The following is a 19,163-nucleotide window of genomic DNA, read 5'->3' as shown; positions in this document are numbered from 1 at the left end:
GAACGATCCTCTGGTGGTTATTATATTTTGGAGTGTCTCGACAGCGGCTTGTCCGGGTCGATATCGGGAATGGCCTCTATGAGACCGGCCGTATAGGCTTCGGATGGTCTGGCGAAGACATCTTCAGACAAACCTTCCTCTACGATACGGCCTCGGTGCATGACGACGACCCTCTGGCAGAGCGAGCGGACGACCGGCAGATCATGGGCGATAAACACCAGTGTCAGATCCATCGTCGCAACCAGCTTGCGGAAAAGGGCGACGATCTGGGCCTGTATCGTGACGTCGAGAGCGGCGATACATTCGTCGGCGACGATGACGCGCGGATCAATGGCGAGTGCGCGAGCGATGCCGGCGCGCTGGCACTGCCCACCACTCATCGTGCGCGGCTTGCGTTGCGCGAAGCTGCGGTCTAGTTCCACGAGATCGAGAAGTTCATTTATCCGCTGCTGTACCTGGGCGGGGGCTATCTTCTTCTGGACTTTCAAGACTTCGGAAAGCGTCTCACCGATCGTCATGCGTGGATTGAGGGAATTGTAAGGGTCCTGGAAGACCATCGCAGCCTGGGTTCTAAGCGCGCGTAATGCCTCTGTACGATGGAGGCGGAGGCTTGCGCCGGCGAAGCTGACATGGCCGGACGAGGCAGGCGTCAGTCCGAGCATAGCCCGAGCCAGCGTCGACTTGCCTGATCCGCTTTCTCCGACGATGCCGACCGTATCCCCCGGCCAGATCTGGAGCGATATGCCGTCCACGGCACTGAAGTGCTTGCGCTTCGAAAACAGCCCGCTACTGGCAGGAAAACACACGGAAAGATCGTCGATTTCGATCAGCGGTCGAATGTCTGCATGTCGTGCGGCGTCATCCGTAGCCGTGGCCGCTTCAGCCAGCATGGACGGATGGCTGGATATCAGCATCTTGGTGTATTCGGCTTGCGGTGTCTTCAGGATCTGCCGCTTCTCGCCGGTCTCGACAATACGACCGTTTCGCATCACGGCGATACGGTCGCACGTCTGGGCGACGACACCGAGATCGTGCGTGACAAGAATGATGGAGAGCCCGCGCTTATCGCGCAGGTCCAGCAGAAGATGAAGGATTTGCGCCTGGATTGTAACGTCAAGTGCCGTCGTCGGCTCATCGGCGATCAGGATATCCGGGTTGCAGGCAATCGCAATCGCAATCATCGCCCTTTGCCGCATCCCGCCGGAGAACTCGTGCGCATAGCTGCCAAACTGGCGGGGGGGATCGGTAAAGCCAACCTGGCTCATGATGTCGAGTGCCAGCGATTTCGCCGCCTCACGCGAAAGATGTTGATGATAGACTATGCCTTCAAGGATCTGGTCGCCGATGCGCATGACCGGATCGAGATGGCTTGCCGGGTTTTGGAAAATCATACCGATCCGGGCGCCACGGACTGCTTGCAGCGTATTCTCGTCTGTGCCGGAGAGCTCCTGTCCGTCGAACAGGATCGAGCCGCCGGTGCGGTGAATAGTGCGCGATGGCATCAAACCTACGAGCGTGCGGCAGAGCAGGCTCTTGCCCGAACCACTTTCCCCGACGAGCCCTAGAACCTCTCCACGCGCGATATCGATGGAAACCCGGTCGAGAAGGGAGCGTGTTCCCTCGGTCGTCTCGACCGCAACCGAAAGGTCACAAACGGAGAGGAGAGGGGGGTGGGTGAGCACGTGTGTGGTCATCCGTTCACTCCCAGTTGCCTGGCCAGCCCATCGCCGATGAGGGAGAAGCCGAAAGCCAGTACTACGATGGAAAGCCCAGGGAAGAGCGTTATCCACCAGGCCTGCGTCACGAAGCTCTGGCCTTCCGCAACCATCACCCCCCATTCGGCCGTAGGTGGCTGAACGCCAAGGCCGAGATAGCTGATCGCTGCGCCAGACAGCAGAACCAGCACCACATCGGACATGGAAAAAACAATCGATCCCGCAATCGCATTAGGTAGGAGGTGGCGGAAAAGGACGCGTGGGCGCGAGAATCCAAGGCTCTCCGCAGCCATAGCGTAATCGCTATTTTTGAGCACAAGGATCTGCGCGCGGATGAGGCGCGCATATGACACCCAGCCGACCAGCGCCATAGCGATATAGAAGCTGCCGAGGCCCGGTCCGAGAATGGCGATGATGGACAGCATAAGAACCAGGAAAGGAAAGGCGAGGATCACGTCGATCAGCCGCATCAGGACTGCATCGACCAATCCGCCAAAGAAACCGGAAACGGCGCCGATGACCGTGCCGATGACAAAAGGGAAGGCGACCCCGATCAACGCCATCTGGAGATCGACACGTGCCGAATGGATGACGCGCGAAAGGATATCGCGGCCGAAATTGTCAGTGCCGAAGGGGTGAGCAAGGCCGGGCGCCATGAGGCGTGCCTCAGCATCTTGAAAGATCGGATCGTAGGGCGCGACAAGCGGTGCAAGGAGTGCCATCAGCACGAACAGGCCCAGGATGGCGAGCCCGGCGTAGAGCGTGTCGTTGCGGGCCGTGAGCGTGCCCCCGCTCATAGCTTCACCCGCGGGTCTGCAGCGACGGTGACGATGTCAGCCAGGAAGTTGACGAGGACGGTGGCACAGGCGAACACCATCGCCACGCCCTGGACAACCATGTAATCGCGCGAGAATATAGCCCGCACCAGTAACTGGCCCATGCCTGGCAAAGCGAAGACGCTTTCGACGACGACCGTTCCGCCGATCAGCCAGCCGATATTGACGGCCAGAAGATTGATCGTCGGAACCACGGCATTCGGCACGACATGGCGCCAAAAAACGACATGCTCCGGCATGCCCCGGGCTCGGGCGGCGGTTGCGACATCAGATTTTAGCCAGTCAATCATCGATGCGCGCAACGAGCGCATCAGCACTGTGGACAACGATAAAGCGATAGTCAGCGATGGCAGCACAAGATGTGTGAGCTTGTCTGACAGTGTATTGCCGTAGCCTGAAACGGGCAGGAGCGGAATGCTCACCGAAAACAGCAAAATCAGCATCAGCGCCAACCAGAAGGATGGAAGGCCGATCCCGAAAGTGGATACGACGCGCACCGTGTGGTCGACAAGCTGGCCTTCGTTACGCGCAGCGACAGCTGCCAGCGGAACGGCAATCAGGACAGACAGAAGTACCGAAGAGAACACAAGCGCCAGCGTCGGCTCGATGCGATTGGCGATGAGTTGCAGCACATCGATCTTGAAGGTGATCGAGCGGCCCATCTCTCCATGCATCAGGTTTTTGATGAAGTAGAAATATTGCTGCCAGATCGGTTGATCGAGGCCAAATTGCGAGCGGATATTGGCTATGGCTTCCGGCGTCGCCTTGGTGCCGAGCAAAACGCGTGCCGGATCGCCAGGGATCAACCGGACCAGGACGAAGGTGATGATGGAAACACCGACGATCACCGGCAGGAACTGCAAGGGTCTTGCTAGAATGAAGCGATAGCGGTGTAGCATCAGCCTTTTACATCCTCCAGGAAGGAGAGCAGCGGCGGGTAGTAACCCTCCGGATTTTCGTAGAAGGGCATATGGCTGGCATTGCGCACGACATTGATCCGAGCGCCGTCGGGCAGGGCGTTCTTCATACGCAGCGCGCATGCCGGCGTGAGCTCATCGTGCTCGCCGACGACGATCAGCACCGGCGCTTTGATCTTCGGTAGGTCCGGAATGCGGTTCCAGTCCTTCATATTGCCGATATAGAGGAATTCGTTCGGCCCCTGCATGGCCATATAGGGTTCCATATTCCAGTCTTGCAGCGACTGGTTGACAGGGGCTGGCCATTCGGACAGGCGGCATACATGGCGATAGTTCAAAAGGGTGATGGCCGCGAGATATTCCGGGTGATCATAGGACCCTGCTGCCTCATGCGCCTGCATCATCGCAACGGTCTCAGATCCGAGCGCGGCACGCAAACGTTCCAATTCGCTGGCAAGATGCGGCATGTCGGCAACGGTATCGGCCAGGATCAAGCTTTTCACGGCGTCCGGAAAGGTCAGCGTGTAGTCGATGGCAAGCCATCCGCCCCACGAATGGCCGAGCAGGTGGACCCGCCCGAGCCCCAGCGTCTGGCGCACTGCTTCCGTCTCCTCGACATAGCGTTCAATGGTCCAGAGGCCATTGTCTTCTGGACGCTCGGATGCGCCAGTGCCGAGCTGGTCGAAGGCGACCACGCGGAAGCCCCTGTCGATCAGACAGGAATGCGCCTCACGCAGATAGTCGCAAGGTAGACCCGGTCCACCGTTCAAGCAAAGCACGGTTTCCGGACCGTCGCCGAAAACATAGGCTACGACTCGATAACCCTGGATCGTCAGCTCGTGTCTCTCGTCCGGTTCGATTTTGCGCCACATGATTTTTCTCGCGTCTGCACAACATTTATGCAGGATTATTTCTAGAGCAATTCGGGCTCTACACTAGCTATCAGAAGTGATAGGGTGAAGATGTCCAAATGGCAGGTTTAAAATTGGGCGTGGAGCCACGAGAGGTCGGCATGGACGTTAAAGATGTCGAAGGGCGGTTTGCTGCGGCAACGAGCCTAGACGATCAGATCGATCAACTTTTCCTAGCCATGCAGAACTATGGCTTCGATACGCTTATCTACGATTATACGCCCGGTCGCTATGATCTTAGCGGCCAACTGATAATCCCGACTGTGCTGGAACTGCGCAACGTCGACGAGACGATGCGTGATTATTGGTGCCAACGCGGCTACTTCCGTCACGACCCCGTGCAGCATGTGGCGCTTAGCACGACAGGGCCATTCTTTTGGAACTATGACCCAAAGGCGAAGACGCTTATTCACGCTTTCATGAACGAAGAAACCGTGCCCGTCGCTGAATTTCTCTGGGAACGAGGACTGACGGCGGGAGTGACTGTGCCGATCCATCTGCCGGGCGGCGATTACGCCACCGTTACCGGCATTCGTGCAGGCGACCCGGTGCGGCTGGAGCGCGACGTACAGCTTTGTATGGGCGATTTCAATCTGGTGGCACATCTCTTTCAGCGCACCGCGGCGCTACGCATCGGCAGGGAACGGACTTTGTCCAGCCTGCCGCGCCTGACCGCGCGCGAGCGCGAATGCCTGCGCTATTCGGCGGAAGGGTATTCGGCCAAGGAGATATCCCGCCTGATCGACAGGGCCGTGCCGACTGTGGTCATGCATCTCAACGCCGCAACTCGCAAGCTCGGCGCGCGGAACCGCACGCAGGCGGTCGCTCGCGCGGCGCATCTTCGCATGTTCGACCAACCGCGCGCCTAGAGCGCTGTGCGTCCGTTTGGATGCAGCGCTCTAACTTTTTGAATCGAAGCATCGTGCTAATTCGAGAATCGATTCTGATTTTTGGGCCGATGCTGTAGGTCACCCCAACCCTATCAGTTGTGATAGCTGCCGCCCCGGCCGTCATTCGCCTATCGTACTGCTCCATGATCATCGTATCCAAGGGAGCGCCAAACTGACATCCGTTCAAACTCGTGAAGGCTATCTTTCATTCCGCGACTATCGGACTTGGTATCGTGTTACCGGGGACCTGAAAGCAGGCAGGTTACCGTTGGTCGTCGCGCATGGCGGTCCCGGCTGCACGCACGACTACGTCGATAGTTTCAAAGACGTTGCGGCGCTCGACGGGCGCGCTGTGATCCACTACGACCAGCTCGGCAATGGCAAATCGACCCGTCTGCCGGAAAAGGGTGCTGATTTCTGGACAGTGTCTCTCTTTCTCGAAGAGCTGGATGCGCTACTGGCCCACCTTGGCATCGCGGATCGATACGCTTTCCTCGGTCAGTCCTGGGGCGGCATGCTTGGCGCGGAACATGCGGTGCGCCAGCCGCAGGGATTAAAGGCGCTGGTCATCGCCAACTCGCCAGCCAACATGCATACCTGGGTCGCGGAAGCCAATCGTCTGCGCCGCGATCTTCCGGTCGACGTACAGGAAATTCTGCTTGCCCATGAGGAGGCCGGCACGCTGACGCATCCAGACTACGTTGCCGCCTCTCGCGTTTTCTATGACCGCCATGTCTGCCGGGTGACACCCTGGCCCGAAGACGTTGCGCGTACGTTCGCTGCCATGGATGAGGACAACACCGTCTACCGCAACATGAACGGCCCGACCGAGTTTCACGTCATCGGCACAATGAAAGACTGGACGATCGAGGACCGGCTTGAGCGGATCAAGGCCCCGACACTTTTGATTTCCGGTGCCTATGATGAAGCCACACCGGAAGTCGTGCGTCCCTATCGCGAGCGCGTTGCAGACATCCGCTGGGTGCTCTTCGAGGAGTCCAGCCACATGCCGCATGTTGAGGAAAAGGAGCTTTGCCTAAAGACGGTCTCGGACTTTCTTTCAGATTACGATGCGGTCCCCTGAGTAAAATTTTATAACTTGATCAAAATCCTTTCTCCTTCACTCAAGAGCTTCTGCTCAATGATTCTACGCGAAAACAATCGGGACAACTCTGCTCTCGCCCCAAAAGCTTCGTTTCGGGCTGAGACCTAACGGAATGCTCGTTGCCCCGTTTAGGATTGGCCTTAGATGCGGTGGTAGCAAACGCGCGTCTAAGGTTTTTTGTAAACGACCGCAACGGTGCCGTGCTCACAACAGAGCGCGTCATGAACCCGTTGGCTTCGAGCCATCGAAGACATCGCGCCACGGCCTTCTTGGTGATGCCACCGTTGGACCCGTCGCATCGCGTTGAAACGCAGTGGCTTTTGAAAGGATAAGCGCGGTCCAGCTGTATAGTTTCCAACTGTCGGCTATTTGAGAAGTAGAAGGAGTGCAAAGCCCCGGAGCCGCGGTGGGCATCTCTGGTTTGTGTGAGTAGATATTAAAGACATCGCGTTAGGATTTGACGTGATTGTGATATCTCCCCTAAAGGGCCCCAAAATCGGGAAATGACAGCATCCTGTGCATTTGGCAGATTCAGACCCGCGATTTAATTGACAGCAGTCGATGAAGCCGAAAACATCTGGTCGGCTTCATCGCGATCACTAAGCCATGAACATATACTGGCTTGGCGTCGTGCGCCGTCTAGGCATACAGAAGAGCCACGCCTAGATGCGTCGAGAATTCTTGGCAAAGCTGGCTTTGTGTATGCGAGTTTAACCCAACACGAAGCGTGAGAAGGCGAGGGAATTCCTTGCATCCTCGTCCATTTTTGCAGGACTGGCCCCTTCGGTGAGATCGCGCCAGACCTTGATGTCGGAGCCGATCGTGCCGCCGGTTTTGACGAAGGGCTCCATGACGACTGCGCCGGCATAGTTGATCTCCCGTAGCGCTGCGCCAATCTCATGCCATGGCATTCTGCCCTTGCCCGGGACACGGCGGTTGCTCTCACCGGTGTGAAAATGACCGAGAAGAGGGCCCGCAGTGCGGATGGCATCGCCAAAGCTGTCTTCCTCGATGTTCATGTGGAACGTGTCGAGCATGACTTTGACGTTGGACTTGCCAACATCCTTCACGAATGCAACGCCTTCGGCAGCCGTGTTGAGAACGTGGTTCTCGAAGCGGTTCAGGACTTCGATACACAGATTGATGCCGAGGTCATTGGCGAAATCCGCAATGTCGTGAATACCTTCCACGCCACGTGCACGGTCGCCTTCCTTGTCCACAGGCTGCGAGTAGTCGATCGGCCAATAGGAATGCAGCGCGCCACCGATCGTGTGAATATCGAGCTTGGCGACATTACTCAGCGTCTTCTCGAAGAACGCCTTGCCTGCCTCCCGTACAGCTTTATCGGGCGAGGACAGGTTCTTCGACTTGGATGGACCGATACCAGCCGTCAGAATGATGCCGTTGTCGCGGGCGCTTTGCTTGATGGTCGCAAGTTCGGCATCGCTATAGTCATTGATATGATGAGCGGCAACTTCGATCACGTCGAAGCCGAGCTTGGCGACCTTCTCTACATAGGGGCCGAACTTGGCGCTCCACTCATGTTCCCAGTAGGAGTAATAGATTCCGTGTTTCATAGCAGGCTCTCGCTGTTGTCGTTTGATGTCTGTCTTGATTGCAAAAGTGGTGTTCGGGGCTTCACTCTCTCCCTGGATTCTTCAGCCTGAGATCGGGCTCGGCGGCGGTTTTCATGATGAAGATTCCGTTTGGCAGATCGTTTTCCTCGACCTTGCGATCCATTTCGGCCTCATCGAGACCGAAACCGCGCCAACGCGCCCGTAGCCGCTCACGCAGGTCATCCTCCTCGACATCGACGAAGACCGTGAAATCAAAGATTGATTTCAGCCTGTCCCACGGAGACTGCTTTGCCAGCAGATAGTTGCCCTCGCAGACGATGATTTCCACCGATTGCGGAATGAGCCGGCCGCCGGCGCGCGCGATCTCGATGGACCGATCAAAGACAGGAATGGCGATAACGTCGTCTTCGTTGGCCTTTAGACGCTCCAGCATGTGCCGCAGGCCGTGAACGTCGAAGGTATCGATCGCACCCTTGAAGGCGCGTCTACCCATAGCCTCCAGAACTGCGTCGTCGTAGTGATAGCCGTCCATGGGAAATAGCGCTGCAGCGATACCGCTTTCGCTGATAATAAGGTTCACGACACGTTCGGCGATGGTGGATTTGCCCGATCCGGGCGCACCGGCAATCGCGATCATGAGCCTCTGCCGCTGATTGTCGGAGAAACGCTTCATGGCGAGGCTGGCGATTTCACGGGCGTTGTCTTCAATGATAGTCAAGGCTTTGGCTCGCATAATGATTTTTAAGAGGGCTTTCTCGGACCGTTAGCGGCTGGCAAAGACGCCGTATTGAACGGCCTTGTCGCGCAGGAACGGAATTCCCTTGTCCAGTACATCCTCTGCACCGGGGGCGACCGCTCGCCAGGTCGAGGTTGGGCCTGCCATGAAATCAGGCAATCCGCCGAAGCTTTCCAGAACCAGAAGTCCGTCGAAATCAATGGCCGCAAGCGCACCGAAAAGTTCGTCCCAGGCGATGTTGCCAAAACCGGGAGTGCCGCGGTCGCTTTCCGACATGTGCATGTATTTCAGGTGATCACGCGCAGCGACAATTCCGCTCGCCAAACCCTTTTCCTCAAGGTTCATGTGGAACGTGTCGAGATGGACGAAGACGTTGTCCATGCCGATGCGCTCGACGAGATCAACCACTTGTTGCGCGGTGTTGAGGAGATGGTTTTCGTAGCGATTGACCGCTTCGATACCAAACTGCAGGCCGAGCGATTTTGCGTGTTTTGCGACGGCACCCAAGGCACGGGTCAGATTGTCATATTCGCCTTGCGTCGGTGCAAAGCCCGTACGTTCGGTCGTTCCACCGAAAGTGACGCCGGTGAGTGCTTCGGCACCGATCTCCGCAGCCTTGTCGAGAGCAGCCGTCAGGTAATCGATCGCCGCGTCAGGGCGAACCGAGGCCCAGGCATGTTCCGGCAAAACCAGCGAACATGTTGCCCGCAGCTCATGCTTTTCGAGAAGCGCGCGGCTATGGGCTGCATCGACCGAGGAAATGTCGAAAAACGGTATTTCGATATAGTCCTGATTGTAGCTAGCGGCTCCCGCAATGGCGCGTTCGGCGCTTGCGTGGTCCCATACGCTCGTCCACATCATTGCGTGAACACCAAATCCTTGCATCTTATGCTTTCCTTCTGCGCGATGTGGCGAACCTTGACGCCCACGTCCTTGCCGCCATGACGACGATCATCAACACGCCCCATAGCGCCGTGGCAAGATGCTGGTTCGCGCCCATGAGGTTTAGACCGGAGGACAGAAGCTGGAGAACGATCAGCGCGACGAAGACCGGCAGGACACGACCGAAGCCGCCGAATGGATTGATACCACCCAGAAATGCGGCGAGTACCGTGATCAGAAGGTAGGACTCGCCATGTCCGACACGCACGGAGTTGAAACGGGCCAGCATGATAAGGCCTGCAATCGCGCACATCACACCCGACAGTGTGTAGACAAGGATCAGGATACGCCGGGTATTAAGGCCTGAGTAGCGGGCAGATTCGATATTGGAACCGATCATCAAGAGCCCGAAGCCGAGCTTTGCTCTGGTCAGCAACACATGCCATAGCCCGACGCAAGCGATGAAAATGATGAGCGGGATGGGCAGGCCGAGAGCCGAACCGTGACCGATTGTGGACACGTAATCAGGAAAGCCGGAAATATCGCCGCCGCGCGTGAGGAATTCACCAAGCCCGCGCAGGAAGATCATCATCGAGAGGGTGATGAGGATGGGATGCGCCCGCGTGTAGGCAATGGCCGCACCTGTGAGCGCGCCAGCTGCTGCGCCGGTAAGGAGCGCCGCAAGGCAAGCCAGAAGAAAGGCGCTCGGCGGTGCGTTTACCCCGCCGTGGGCCTGCAATACCCATGCTGCGGCAAGGCCCGAAAGGTTGGCAGCGAATGTGATCGACAGGTTGATCCCGCCGGTCAAAAGCGGAAGCAGCATGGCGAGCGTTAGAAGCCCGAGTTCGGGCAGCTGGAAAGCCACGGAACCGAAGGTCCCAGCCGACAGAAAGTTATCCGCCAGCGTTCCGAAGACAACCATGACAGCGACGAAGGCAACGAGGGGTCCCGCCATGTCCGCGCCGAATATCGCGTTGAACTTTTGCGTCAAGGATGTCATCGGCGCGCGCTTCCCTGTTTTGAACTCTTCATGGTGGACGGCAGAAGTCTATCAAAGCGGGTCGAAGAGAGCGTTATGGCGATGAGAATGATGGCGCCGACGACCATCTTGAAGGCGAAGGGCGAGACGCCCATCAGGTTGAGACCGTTCTGAGTGATTGAAACAAGTAGAACGCCAAGCACGCAGCCGATGACCGACCCCTTGCCGCCGCCAAGCCGGGCACCGCCGAGAACGGTTGCGGCGAGAACATCGAGCTCGCGGCCATAGAGCGCGTTTGGAACAACCTCCTGCGCATAATGCGCCTGCATCAGCCCGGCAATTCCAGCCATGAGGCCGAGCCAACCAAAAGAAAGATAATGCATCGCGCCGATGTTGATGCCGAAGCGTCGAGCGCCTTCCGGATTGTCTCCGAATGCATAGAGCTGACGGCCGAAGGTGGTGCGCGAGATCATGAACCAGGTGGCGATGCAGCAGAGGATCATGACGACGACCGGCAGCGTCAATTCAATCCAGGACCCGTCGCTCATTTCGTGTTCGTAGAAGACGACACGGGTAGAGAGCCACTCCGGCAGATCGTAGATCGAGACCCCCTTGGTGAAGAACATCAAGAGACCGAAGAAGATGTTGAAGGTGGAGATCGTCGCAACGATGGAGATGATCTTCAGCCGCCAGACGAGAAACGCATTGATGAGGCCAAGGCCGATACCGACACCACCGGCGATGATGAGGCCCTCTGCCCAGTTGCCACCGCCGAGCGCGGAAAGAGCAAGCACAGTCACATATTGGACGACGGACGCCGCGACGGCAAAGGAGATGTCGATGCCACCTGAAATCAAAACGACCAGCAGGCCGACGGCGAAGATGATGTTGACGGCGGAAACATTCAGCACGTCGAAAGCGTTCGAAACGGTCAAAAAGCGATCGGTCCCGAGCGACAAGCCTGCGCAGAGCAGGATCGTCACGACGACCAGCGCGAATTCGGTAGTATTTCCCAGGATCAGCCTACGCATAGATGGCAGTCTCCAGTTCGGTCATAGACATGGCACGTGGATCGTAGGTTGCGTGGAAGCGTCCTTCGACCATGTGAACGATCCGGTCTGAATTGAAATAGACCTCCGGTGCTTCATCGGAGATCAGGATGATGGAGAGGCCTTGAGCCGCAAGCTTGCGAACAATCTCGAAAATACCGGCGCGTGCGCCGACATCGACGCCAACGGTCGGTGCATCGAGTATGAGGATTTTCGGGCCGATCGCCAGCCATTTGGCAATGGCGACACGTTGCTGGTTACCGCCGGACAGCGTGCGGATCGGGTCTTCCGGCTGGCCGATCTTGACGCCGAGCGAGCCGATCCAGTTCTTGACGACCGTGGCTTTTTTCGACGGCGAAATCAGCCCGCCGACAAGCAATTTACCGAGCGAAGCCATGATGAGATTGTCGGCAATCGATTGCGGCTGGTTGAGCCCGAGTGACAGACGGTCTTCGGAGAGATAGGCAATACCTGCCCGAATGGCGTCGCGGTTCGAGCCGAACTTCACCGGTTTGCCTTCGAGCCGAATTTCACCGGCATGCGGACGATGCATTCCAAACAGCGTCAAAGCGAGTTCTGTGCGGCCGGCGCCAAGCAGACCAGTAATGCCGAGCGTTTCCCCCCGGCGCAGTTCGAAGGAAACATCTTCGAATTCGCCATGCCGCGTCAGTCCGCGAACGGAGAGTACAACAGGCTGATCGTCATGGTCGGTAGCGATGACGGCGCTATCGAAGAGGCGGCCAGTCATGAGTTCTGTGACGCGCGACTGCGTCATGCCCTCGACCGGATAGACGCCGACAAGCGAGCCGTCGCGCAGCACCGTGATCCGGTTCGATATTTCGAGCACTTCGGCCAGTCGATGGGAAACGAAAACGACGGCCACGCCCGACGCTGACAGATTGCGCACGATGTCGATCAGATAATCGGTTTCAGATTGCGTCAGTGAGGCTGTCGGCTCGTCCATGAAAACCAGACGCGCCTCACCGACCAGCGCGCGCGCGATGGCGACGATCTGGCGCTGCGCAATGGGAAGTTCCTTGAGTGGACGATCCAGATCGATCTCGACCCCGAGCCGGGCCAAGGCCTGTTCGGCGGCATGTCGGATTGCGGTCTTATCGACCAGCCCGAATTTGCCCTTCATGGCGTGCTGGAAGCCAATATTCTCAGCGACCGTCATTTCATCGAAAAGCGCCAGATCCTGCCAGATCACCTGAATGCCAAGAGACTGAGCAAGCGCCGGCGTCATGGCTGGGACTGCCCTGCCGTCGAACAGCAGTTCCGCGCCCGCTTCCGGTTTGTAGACGCCGGTGATGACTTTGATGAGCGTGCTCTTGCCGCAGCCGTTTTCGCCGGCCAGACAATGCACCTCGCCAGGATTGACCTCGAAAGCAACGCTCTTGAGCGCTCTAACGCCGCCGAAGGTTACGCTGATATTCTTCAAGGACAAGAGCGGTTTGTCGCTCATGGCGCAATTATCTCCCTTCGCCCGGCCGGAGCAGGGCGTTATTCATTTTCTTGTTTTTGTTGATGATACCGTCGCGTAAACGGTTGGACTACGCGACGATAATCCGATTGACCACCCGTGATGCGTCAGCGTCACGGGTGCAATTGCTGTGCCTGAAGCGGCTTAGAGACCCATGCCGACCAACTTGTCGATGCTTTCCTTGTCGATCTTCAGCAGCTGATCGACAACGATCGTGTTACCCTCGGGGTTGATCTTCCCAAGACCTGGGATATCGTCGCCAGCCTTGGGTGTTTCACCCTTGGAGAGACGATCTGCCAGGGTGACGAAGACTTCGCCGGCCTGCTTGGGGTTCCACATGAAGCCGCCGGTCAGAGCGCCGCTCTTGATGAGCTTGGCGCCCTGTCCGGGAGAAAAGGGACCGATGACAAAGACTTTGCCATCCTTGCGGCGTTCTTCCACAGCGCGTCCAGCGCCGATAGGGCCTTGCGAACCGAAGGCCAGGAAGCCCTTGAGATCCTGATTTGCAGACATGAGGTCGAGCGCTGTGGAGCGGCTCTTGTCCAAATCTTCTGCAACGCCATAACGGTCGCCGACGAGCTTCATGTCCGGATAATTCGCCTTGATGTAGGCAATTGCTGCGTCAGCCCAGGCGTTGTGCAGCGGAACGGTGAGCGAGCCGACGAAGACGGCATAGGAGCCCTTGCCGCCCATCTTTTCACCGAGAAGCTTGCCGTGCGCTTCACCGAAGCCTTTGGCGGATGCTAGTTCGAAATCCCAGTCTGCGCCCTGCTGCTTCGGGGATTCATGCGTGATGACCTTGATGCCGGCTTCCTGTGCCTTTTTCAGCACGGGCTCAAGCACCTTCGCATCGTTTGGAACGACGCCGATGACATCGACCTTCTGTGCGATTAGGTCTTCGATGGCGCGAACCTGAAGGGCAGGGTCGGCGCTGGTTGGGCCGACCATGAAGCCGTTTACGCCGAGCTTGGCGCTTTGCTCCTTGATGCCTGCCTCCATGGCATTGAACCACGGAATACCGCCGATCTTGACGACGACGCCCACCTTGGGTCCTTCAGCAAAAGCCGTGGATGCGAGCAAGGCAAGAGACAGACCCAGTGCGGCTGAAATGATTTTCTTCATGAATGTTCCTCCTCCAAAAGACGTGTACAGCAGGTGTCTCGCCACAGCTTTTGAGCTCTGTGTGCGATTGCTTCGATCTCGGCTATTCGAGATTTTCCTCCTGCTACTCCCATAGCGCGCATCGTTTGCACAATCGATATTTCAAAGTTGCACAATCGATGGTGCATGGAGGTTAGGCGCGATTTTTACTTCCGTCAAGAGGCGGATTGCTCTACACATCGATTTCGCAAGGAGGACGAGAAATGGCAGACCTGACCTCGAAGAAGGCCACGATCTACGATCTGTCGGTATTGTCGGGGGCTTCGGCTTCGACGGTCAGCGCAGTGCTGAATGGAAGCTGGCGTAAGCGCCGTATCTCGGAGGAAACTGCCGGGAAAATTCTCTCGCTGGCAAAGGCCCAACGCTATACCGCCAACCTTCAGGCGAGGGGGTTGCGCAGCTCGAAATCGGGTCTCGTCGGATTGCTGGTCCCGGTTTATGAGAACCGGTTCTTTTCCTCCATGGCGCAGGCGTTCGAGGCCGAAGCGCGCAAGCGGGGCCTCTCGCCGATGGTGGTCTCCGGGCGGCGTGATCCTGAGGCAGAGCGCAAGACAGTTGAGACATTGATCGCTTACTCGATCGACGCGCTGTTTATCGCGGGTGTCGCCAATCCCGATGGCGTTCATCAGGTTTGTGCCGGTGCAGCCCTGCCGCACGTCAATCTCGATCTTCCTGGCAAGCTTGCGTCATCCGTCATTTCCGACAACAGACATGGTGCGGAGATACTGACACGTGCGATACTGGAGCATGCGTCACGCGACGGCGCGCTTTCGCCTGATGACGTGGTGCTGTTCGGTGGACATGACGACCATGCGAGTCTGGAACGTATCGCAGGATTTGATGCAGCCAAGAATGCTTATTTCGGAACGGTCTGCAGCAGAGTAGCGGTGGAAAAGACAGGCTACTCACCGCGTATGACGGATATTGTCCTTGAAAACTATTTCATGCGCCACGGCCGTTTGCCGCGTTGCTTCTTCGTCAATTCGTCCATCAATTTCGAGGGTCTTCTGCGTTTTATGGGGCGGCATGATCCGGCGGTGGTCGCGAACATCGTGGTCGGCTGTTTCGACTACGATCCCTTCGCGTCGTTCCTGCCGTTTCCGGTCTACATGATCAAACCCGATATTTCGAAAATGCTGGAAGTCGGTTTCGAACTTCTGGATTCGTCGCCGGGCGAGCCGTGTGTGACCATTATCGAGCCACAGCTGATACCGCCGCGCACTGCGCTGACCGGCCCGCTCGACGATGTCAGTGAAACTCTGCGCGCTTAATGAACAGCGAGAGGGCATGATCAAGCCCAGGTCACGCGCAAGGCGTGCCTCGGCCAATCCATGATCAGGAATCCCGCAGCGATCTTATACTTGCCTGAAGGGTGCAAAAGGCGTGGTAGCGCCGATCATGCAGTTGCTGGAGCGTTCCAGAGGCGGGCTCGCATGTCTTGCCGGGCTTGCTGAGCTTTTGCATTCCCTGTTTGAGGTCGGTGAAGACCTGCGCAGCGGTGGCGCCGAGAAGGGCCGCTCCCAAGAGGACAGGCTCCGCGGTCTGCGGCGCGATAACGGGCTTGCCGCTGGCATCGGCAAGAAGTTGGCGAATGAGATCATGCTGGCCGGCGCCGCCGCTGATAATGATCTGGTCGATCCCTGCGCCCGCCTTCGTCTGTGCCTCGATGATCTGTCGAAGCCCGTAGCCGATCCCGCACAAACCGGCCACATAGAGGGCGACGAGACTGTCGAGATCGCGCTCCATCCCAAGCCCGGCAATGACGGCGCGAGCAGCCGGATCGGCAAACGGTGCGCGGTTTCCGAGGAATTCAGGGACCACATGAAGGCCTCGGGCCAGCGTGACGACCTGAGAAGGAGAAGCGCTGGTGGCAGATGCCATATTGGCGAGCATGACGGGAAGCGCAACGCCGGTAGCGCGCGCCTTTTCATGCGCCTCGGGAAATGCGGGATGAAGGCTGATCAGATGGTCGATGGCCGCACCGGCAGCACTTTGTCCGCCCTCATTCAACCACAGGCCAGGCACCATGGCAGAGTAGTAAGGACCCCAGACACCGGGAACGAATTTCGGCTCCTCGGTCGAGGTCAGCGTACAGGAGGACGTGCCGAAGACATAGGCGAGGTTTGATTCGGGCGTTCCGCCGATCCCCACCGTGCCGATGCCGCCTGCATGCGCATCGATCATGCCGGCAGAGACAGGCGTACCCGGTAAAAGGCCGAAATCTTCCGCAGACTTGGCCGTCAGCCCTTGACCGACCGGCGTACCGGGCTCGACGATCTCCTGCCCAATACGGGCAAAGTTCTCGTCAGCCAGTTCCGCTAGACCGATCTGGCGGAAATAGCTCGGGTCCCACCGCTGCTCATGGGCAATATACGTCCATTTGCATGCCACCGTGCAGGTGGAACGCGCGAGACTTCCCGTTGCTCTCCATGTGAGAAAATCAGCGAGATCGAAGAACTGCCATGTCTTTGCAAAGATCTCCGGCCGATTTTCCTTAAGCCATAACAGCTTTGGCGTCTGCATTTCAGGTGATATGCGTCCGCCGACATAGCGTAGAACATCGTGGCCCTGCGCATTGATGCGCTCTGCCTGTTCTACGGCACGGTGATCCATCCAGACGATGATGTCGCGCGCCGGGCTTTCAGATGGGCCGACCGGCAAAGAGCACCCGCCTTCGCCCAGCACCACCAGCGAGCAGGTGGCGTCGAAGCCAATGCCCACGATATCGTCTGGCGAAACGCCTGCGCGTGAAATAGCTGTTCGTACGGCATATGAGACTGCCTGCCAGATATTCTCGCTCGACTGCTCCACCATGTGGTGGGCATCCCGATAGATGTCGATGTCGTGCTTGGCCGTTCCAAGGCAGTCGCCTTCCTCATCAAAAATGCCGGCACGCGCACTGCCGGTGCCGACATCGACGCCGATGAAATATCTGGAACGGCTCATGGAAAACTCTCCCGCATTACAACTCCACCTCAATCCCGGCTACAGATCGACGCTGTTGGGCAGGATCACGAGATCTCGTATCACGACATTGCGGGAGCGGGACAGCATGAAATAGACAGCTTCGGCGACTTCTTGCGGCTGCATCAGGCTTCCATTGGCGAGCGCCTCTTCCATCTTTGCTTTCGGCCAGTCATCCAGAAGAGCCGTGACAACCGGGCCGGGCAACACTGCGCCGACGCGCACGCCATGGGGCGCGACTTGGCGGCGAGTGGAATGGACGAAAGCCTGGACGGCGAATTTGGACGCGGTGTAAATCGGCTCCCAAACGACAGGAACCACACCGGCGACAGAGCTGGTAAAGAGAATGTCGCCGCTCTTTTGAGCGATCATGTGCGGAAGCACGGCGTGAACGCTACGAAAGGCAGCGTTGATATTCAGATTGAGCATCCTGTCCCAGCTGTCGGGATCGCCTTCTGCGACAGCACCGCCGATATAGGCGCCCGCATTGGCATGGAAAATATCGAGCCGTCCGGCTTCAGCCAGAATGCGCGGAAGCATCCCTGAAACCTCTTGGCCGTCAAGGAGATTGACGACGAGCATACGGCAACGCTCTCCAAGCTCTGAACAGAGCGCCCGCAACCGGTCCTCGGCGCGATCGATCAGAACAACTGTCGCACCCTCATCGAGAAGTTTGCGTGCGCAAGCCAGGCCAATGCCGGATGCCGCACCGGTGATGGCTGCAACCTTGCCTTCAAAGCTATCGGTCATGTGAGGCTTCCTCCCTACAGTCATTATGCCATTGTCAATCGAACGTTTGTCCGATCTCTTGTTTGCGTCCCTGAACGGCGATGAACGCTTTCTCGACCTCAGTCTCAGAGCGCCTTGCCGTCTGCGGTGAAAAGATAAATGTGGGCATGGTCGATATCCGCGCTGATTGTCTCGCCCTGCGTCACATCCGGCCGACCGTTCACCACAATGGTGACTTGTTCTGCTGGCGTACGGGCGTAGACTTGGGTAGAGCCCCCCAGATTTTCGGCGAAATCGAGGGTGAGGTTGAGCATGGCGTGGTCAGTGCCGATCCTGATATGCTCGGGCCTGAGGCCAACGGTAACGATATCTCCAGGGCGGAGCTTGTTGCTTCGCGGATGGTTGAGCACCAGGCCTTGCCCTTCAAATGCGGGATGGGAAAGACGCAGGCTCGTCGCATCCGCAACCTCGACTTTTGCGGCCAGGAAGTTCATTTTCGGCGAGCCGATGAAGCCTGCGACAAAGGTATTGGCTGGACGGTCATAAAGTTCTGTCGGCGAACCGATCTGCTCAACCAGACCGGCGCGCAGAACCACGATACGGTCCGCAAGAGTCATCGCCTCTACCTGGTCGTGTGTGACATAGACCATCGTGGCGCCGAGATTGCGGTGAAGCTTGGCAATTTCGACGCGCATCTGGCTTCGCAACTCTGCATCGAGGTTGGACAGCGGCTCGTCGAACAGAAAGATTTTCGGATTGCGTACGATCGAGCGGCCAATGGCGACGCGTTGGCGCTGGCCACCGGACAAGGCGCGTGGTTTGCGTTCGAGAAGCGGCTCGATCTGAAGGATACGGGCGGCATCGCCGACGCGCCGTTTGATCTCCTCTTCGGACAGCTTCGCCATACGCAGACCAAACGCCATGTTGTCGAACACGCTCATATGCGGATAGAGCGCATAGGACTGGAACACCATCGAAACTTCACGCTTGGCCGGCTCTTCGTAGGTTACATCCTTTCCATCGATCAGGACCTTACCCGAACTCACATCCTCCAATCCGGCAATCATGCGCAGCAGCGTGGACTTGCCGCAGCCAGACGGGCCGACGAAAACGACGAATTCCCCCTTGGACGCCGATATATCGACGCCCTTGATGACGCCAAGTTCGCCGAACTGTTTCTTGATGTTTTCCAGCTGAAGGAAGGTCATTCTTCGTTACTCCCAATCTGT

17 protein-coding genes are annotated in these 19,163 nt (G+C 57.8%); 3 read left to right on the top strand and 14 right to left on the bottom strand.

Annotated features, from left to right (window positions below; translation table 11 throughout):
* Window positions 1-20: 20 nt before the first annotated feature.
* The 4 genes from ACTJK5_RS13110 to ACTJK5_RS13095 are packed head-to-tail and all read right to left on the bottom strand — an operon-like array spanning window position 21 to window position 4,340.
* Window positions 21-1,694: a dipeptide ABC transporter ATP-binding protein gene (locus tag ACTJK5_RS13110; RefSeq protein ID WP_440612647.1), complete on the bottom strand. Its 1,674-nt coding sequence runs from the start codon at window positions 1,692-1,694 to the stop codon at window positions 21-23.
* A complete protein-coding gene (locus tag ACTJK5_RS13105; protein WP_112519746.1) occupies window positions 1,691-2,512 on the bottom strand; it encodes an ABC transporter permease in 822 nt (273 codons plus the stop codon). Before ACTJK5_RS13105 ends, ACTJK5_RS13110 begins: the two co-directional genes overlap by 4 nt.
* A complete protein-coding gene (locus ACTJK5_RS13100; RefSeq protein ID WP_112519747.1) occupies window positions 2,509-3,450 on the bottom strand; it encodes an ABC transporter permease in 942 nt (313 codons plus the stop codon). The genes ACTJK5_RS13105 and ACTJK5_RS13100 overlap by 4 nt, the downstream gene beginning before the upstream one ends.
* Window positions 3,450-4,340 carry a proline iminopeptidase-family hydrolase gene (locus ACTJK5_RS13095; RefSeq protein ID WP_112519748.1) on the bottom strand — a complete coding sequence of 297 codons (891 nt, stop codon included), beginning with the start codon at window positions 4,338-4,340 and terminating at the stop codon, window positions 3,450-3,452. The genes ACTJK5_RS13100 and ACTJK5_RS13095 overlap by 1 nt, the downstream gene beginning before the upstream one ends.
* Before the next feature lie 140 nt (window positions 4,341-4,480).
* Here ACTJK5_RS13095 and ACTJK5_RS13090 point away from each other — a divergent pair, with 140 nt between their 5' ends.
* Together ACTJK5_RS13090 and ACTJK5_RS13085 are read left to right on the top strand one after the other, a co-directional pair.
* On the top strand, window positions 4,481-5,248 hold the full coding sequence (locus ACTJK5_RS13090; RefSeq protein ID WP_440599019.1) for a LuxR family transcriptional regulator: 768 nt from the start codon (window positions 4,481-4,483) through the stop codon (window positions 5,246-5,248).
* 193 nt (window positions 5,249-5,441) lie between these two features.
* Window positions 5,442-6,353, top strand: a complete 912-nt coding sequence (locus ACTJK5_RS13085) for a proline iminopeptidase-family hydrolase (RefSeq protein WP_112519750.1) — start codon at window positions 5,442-5,444, stop codon at window positions 6,351-6,353.
* Between the two features lie 731 nt (window positions 6,354-7,084).
* Here the strand turns inward: ACTJK5_RS13085 and ACTJK5_RS13080 are convergent.
* The 7 genes from ACTJK5_RS13080 to ACTJK5_RS13050 all read right to left on the bottom strand — a co-directional run bounded on the left by ACTJK5_RS13080 (window position 7,085) and on the right by ACTJK5_RS13050 (window position 14,202).
* Window positions 7,085-7,951 carry a D-psicose 3-epimerase gene (locus ACTJK5_RS13080; protein ID WP_112519751.1) on the bottom strand — a complete coding sequence of 289 codons (867 nt, stop codon included), beginning with the start codon at window positions 7,949-7,951 and terminating at the stop codon, window positions 7,085-7,087.
* Window positions 7,952-8,012: 61 nt separating this feature from the next.
* Window positions 8,013-8,669 carry a nucleoside triphosphate hydrolase gene (locus ACTJK5_RS13075; protein WP_112519850.1) on the bottom strand — a complete coding sequence of 219 codons (657 nt, stop codon included), beginning with the start codon at window positions 8,667-8,669 and terminating at the stop codon, window positions 8,013-8,015.
* Window positions 8,670-8,714: 45 nt separating this feature from the next.
* The gene (locus tag ACTJK5_RS13070) at window positions 8,715-9,572 is read right to left on the bottom strand and encodes a sugar phosphate isomerase/epimerase family protein (RefSeq protein ID WP_112519752.1); all 858 of its coding nucleotides are present in this window, start codon (window positions 9,570-9,572) and stop codon (window positions 8,715-8,717) included.
* A 1-nt stretch (window position 9,573) separates the two neighbouring features.
* Window positions 9,574-10,569, bottom strand: a complete 996-nt coding sequence (locus ACTJK5_RS13065) for an ABC transporter permease (RefSeq protein ID WP_112519753.1) — start codon at window positions 10,567-10,569, stop codon at window positions 9,574-9,576.
* Entirely contained in the window at window positions 10,566-11,579 is a 1,014-nt protein-coding gene (locus tag ACTJK5_RS13060; protein WP_112519754.1) for an ABC transporter permease, read from the bottom strand. The genes ACTJK5_RS13065 and ACTJK5_RS13060 overlap by 4 nt, the downstream gene beginning before the upstream one ends.
* Entirely contained in the window at window positions 11,572-13,062 is a 1,491-nt protein-coding gene (locus ACTJK5_RS13055; protein WP_112519755.1) for a sugar ABC transporter ATP-binding protein, read from the bottom strand. Before ACTJK5_RS13055 ends, ACTJK5_RS13060 begins: the two co-directional genes overlap by 8 nt.
* Window positions 13,063-13,224: 162 nt before the next feature.
* Window positions 13,225-14,202: a substrate-binding domain-containing protein gene (locus ACTJK5_RS13050; RefSeq protein WP_113176035.1), complete on the bottom strand. Its 978-nt coding sequence runs from the start codon at window positions 14,200-14,202 to the stop codon at window positions 13,225-13,227.
* 242 nt (window positions 14,203-14,444) lie between these two features.
* Here ACTJK5_RS13050 and ACTJK5_RS13045 point away from each other — a divergent pair, with 242 nt between their 5' ends.
* A complete protein-coding gene (locus ACTJK5_RS13045; RefSeq protein ID WP_112519757.1) occupies window positions 14,445-15,512 on the top strand; it encodes a LacI family DNA-binding transcriptional regulator in 1,068 nt (355 codons plus the stop codon).
* Window positions 15,513-15,576: 64 nt separating this feature from the next.
* Here the strand turns inward: ACTJK5_RS13045 and ACTJK5_RS13040 are convergent, their stop codons facing one another.
* The 3 genes from ACTJK5_RS13040 to ACTJK5_RS13030 all read right to left on the bottom strand — a co-directional run bounded on the left by ACTJK5_RS13040 (window position 15,577) and on the right by ACTJK5_RS13030 (window position 19,142).
* Window positions 15,577-17,187: an FGGY-family carbohydrate kinase gene (locus tag ACTJK5_RS13040; protein WP_112519758.1), complete on the bottom strand. Its 1,611-nt coding sequence runs from the start codon at window positions 17,185-17,187 to the stop codon at window positions 15,577-15,579.
* A gap of 39 nt (window positions 17,188-17,226) precedes the next feature.
* On the bottom strand, window positions 17,227-17,955 hold the full coding sequence (locus ACTJK5_RS13035) for an SDR family oxidoreductase (RefSeq protein WP_112519759.1): 729 nt from the start codon (window positions 17,953-17,955) through the stop codon (window positions 17,227-17,229).
* Window positions 17,956-18,059: 104 nt separating this feature from the next.
* Complete coding sequence (locus ACTJK5_RS13030; protein ID WP_112519760.1) at window positions 18,060-19,142, bottom strand: sn-glycerol-3-phosphate ABC transporter ATP-binding protein UgpC; 1,083 nt, start codon at window positions 19,140-19,142, stop codon at window positions 18,060-18,062.
* Between the last annotated feature and the right edge of the window lie 21 nt (window positions 19,143-19,163).

It is taken from the genome of Agrobacterium sp. 22094 (genome assembly GCF_052046015.1).
GTDB classification, from domain to species: Bacteria; Pseudomonadota; Alphaproteobacteria; order Rhizobiales; family Rhizobiaceae; genus Agrobacterium; species Agrobacterium cavarae.
The sequence above is the reverse complement of the archived record's forward strand: the minus strand, read 5'-3'. Positions and strand labels throughout refer to the sequence as shown.

Coding starts and splice junctions, on each gene's coding strand:
- ACTJK5_RS13110 (WP_440612647.1), bottom strand. CDS start 1,694: ATGACCACACACGTGCTCACCCACCCCCCTCTCCTCTCCGTTTGTGAC.
- ACTJK5_RS13105 (WP_112519746.1), bottom strand. CDS start 2,512: ATGAGCGGGGGCACGCTCACGGCCCGCAACGACACGCTCTACGCCGGG.
- ACTJK5_RS13100 (WP_112519747.1), bottom strand. CDS start 3,450: ATGCTACACCGCTATCGCTTCATTCTAGCAAGACCCTTGCAGTTCCTG.
- ACTJK5_RS13095 (WP_112519748.1), bottom strand. CDS start 4,340: ATGTGGCGCAAAATCGAACCGGACGAGAGACACGAGCTGACGATCCAG.
- ACTJK5_RS13090 (WP_440599019.1), top strand. CDS start 4,481: ATGGACGTTAAAGATGTCGAAGGGCGGTTTGCTGCGGCAACGAGCCTA.
- ACTJK5_RS13080 (WP_112519751.1), bottom strand. CDS start 7,951: ATGAAACACGGAATCTATTACTCCTACTGGGAACATGAGTGGAGCGCC.
- ACTJK5_RS13070 (WP_112519752.1), bottom strand. CDS start 9,572: ATGCAAGGATTTGGTGTTCACGCAATGATGTGGACGAGCGTATGGGAC.
- ACTJK5_RS13065 (WP_112519753.1), bottom strand. CDS start 10,569: ATGACATCCTTGACGCAAAAGTTCAACGCGATATTCGGCGCGGACATG.
- ACTJK5_RS13060 (WP_112519754.1), bottom strand. CDS start 11,579: ATGCGTAGGCTGATCCTGGGAAATACTACCGAATTCGCGCTGGTCGTC.
- ACTJK5_RS13055 (WP_112519755.1), bottom strand. CDS start 13,062: ATGAGCGACAAACCGCTCTTGTCCTTGAAGAATATCAGCGTAACCTTC.
- ACTJK5_RS13050 (WP_113176035.1), bottom strand. CDS start 14,202: ATGAAGAAAATCATTTCAGCCGCACTGGGTCTGTCTCTTGCCTTGCTC.
- ACTJK5_RS13045 (WP_112519757.1), top strand. CDS start 14,445: ATGGCAGACCTGACCTCGAAGAAGGCCACGATCTACGATCTGTCGGTA.
- ACTJK5_RS13040 (WP_112519758.1), bottom strand. CDS start 17,187: ATGAGCCGTTCCAGATATTTCATCGGCGTCGATGTCGGCACCGGCAGT.
- ACTJK5_RS13035 (WP_112519759.1), bottom strand. CDS start 17,955: ATGACCGATAGCTTTGAAGGCAAGGTTGCAGCCATCACCGGTGCGGCA.
- ACTJK5_RS13030 (WP_112519760.1), bottom strand. CDS start 19,142: ATGACCTTCCTTCAGCTGGAAAACATCAAGAAACAGTTCGGCGAACTT.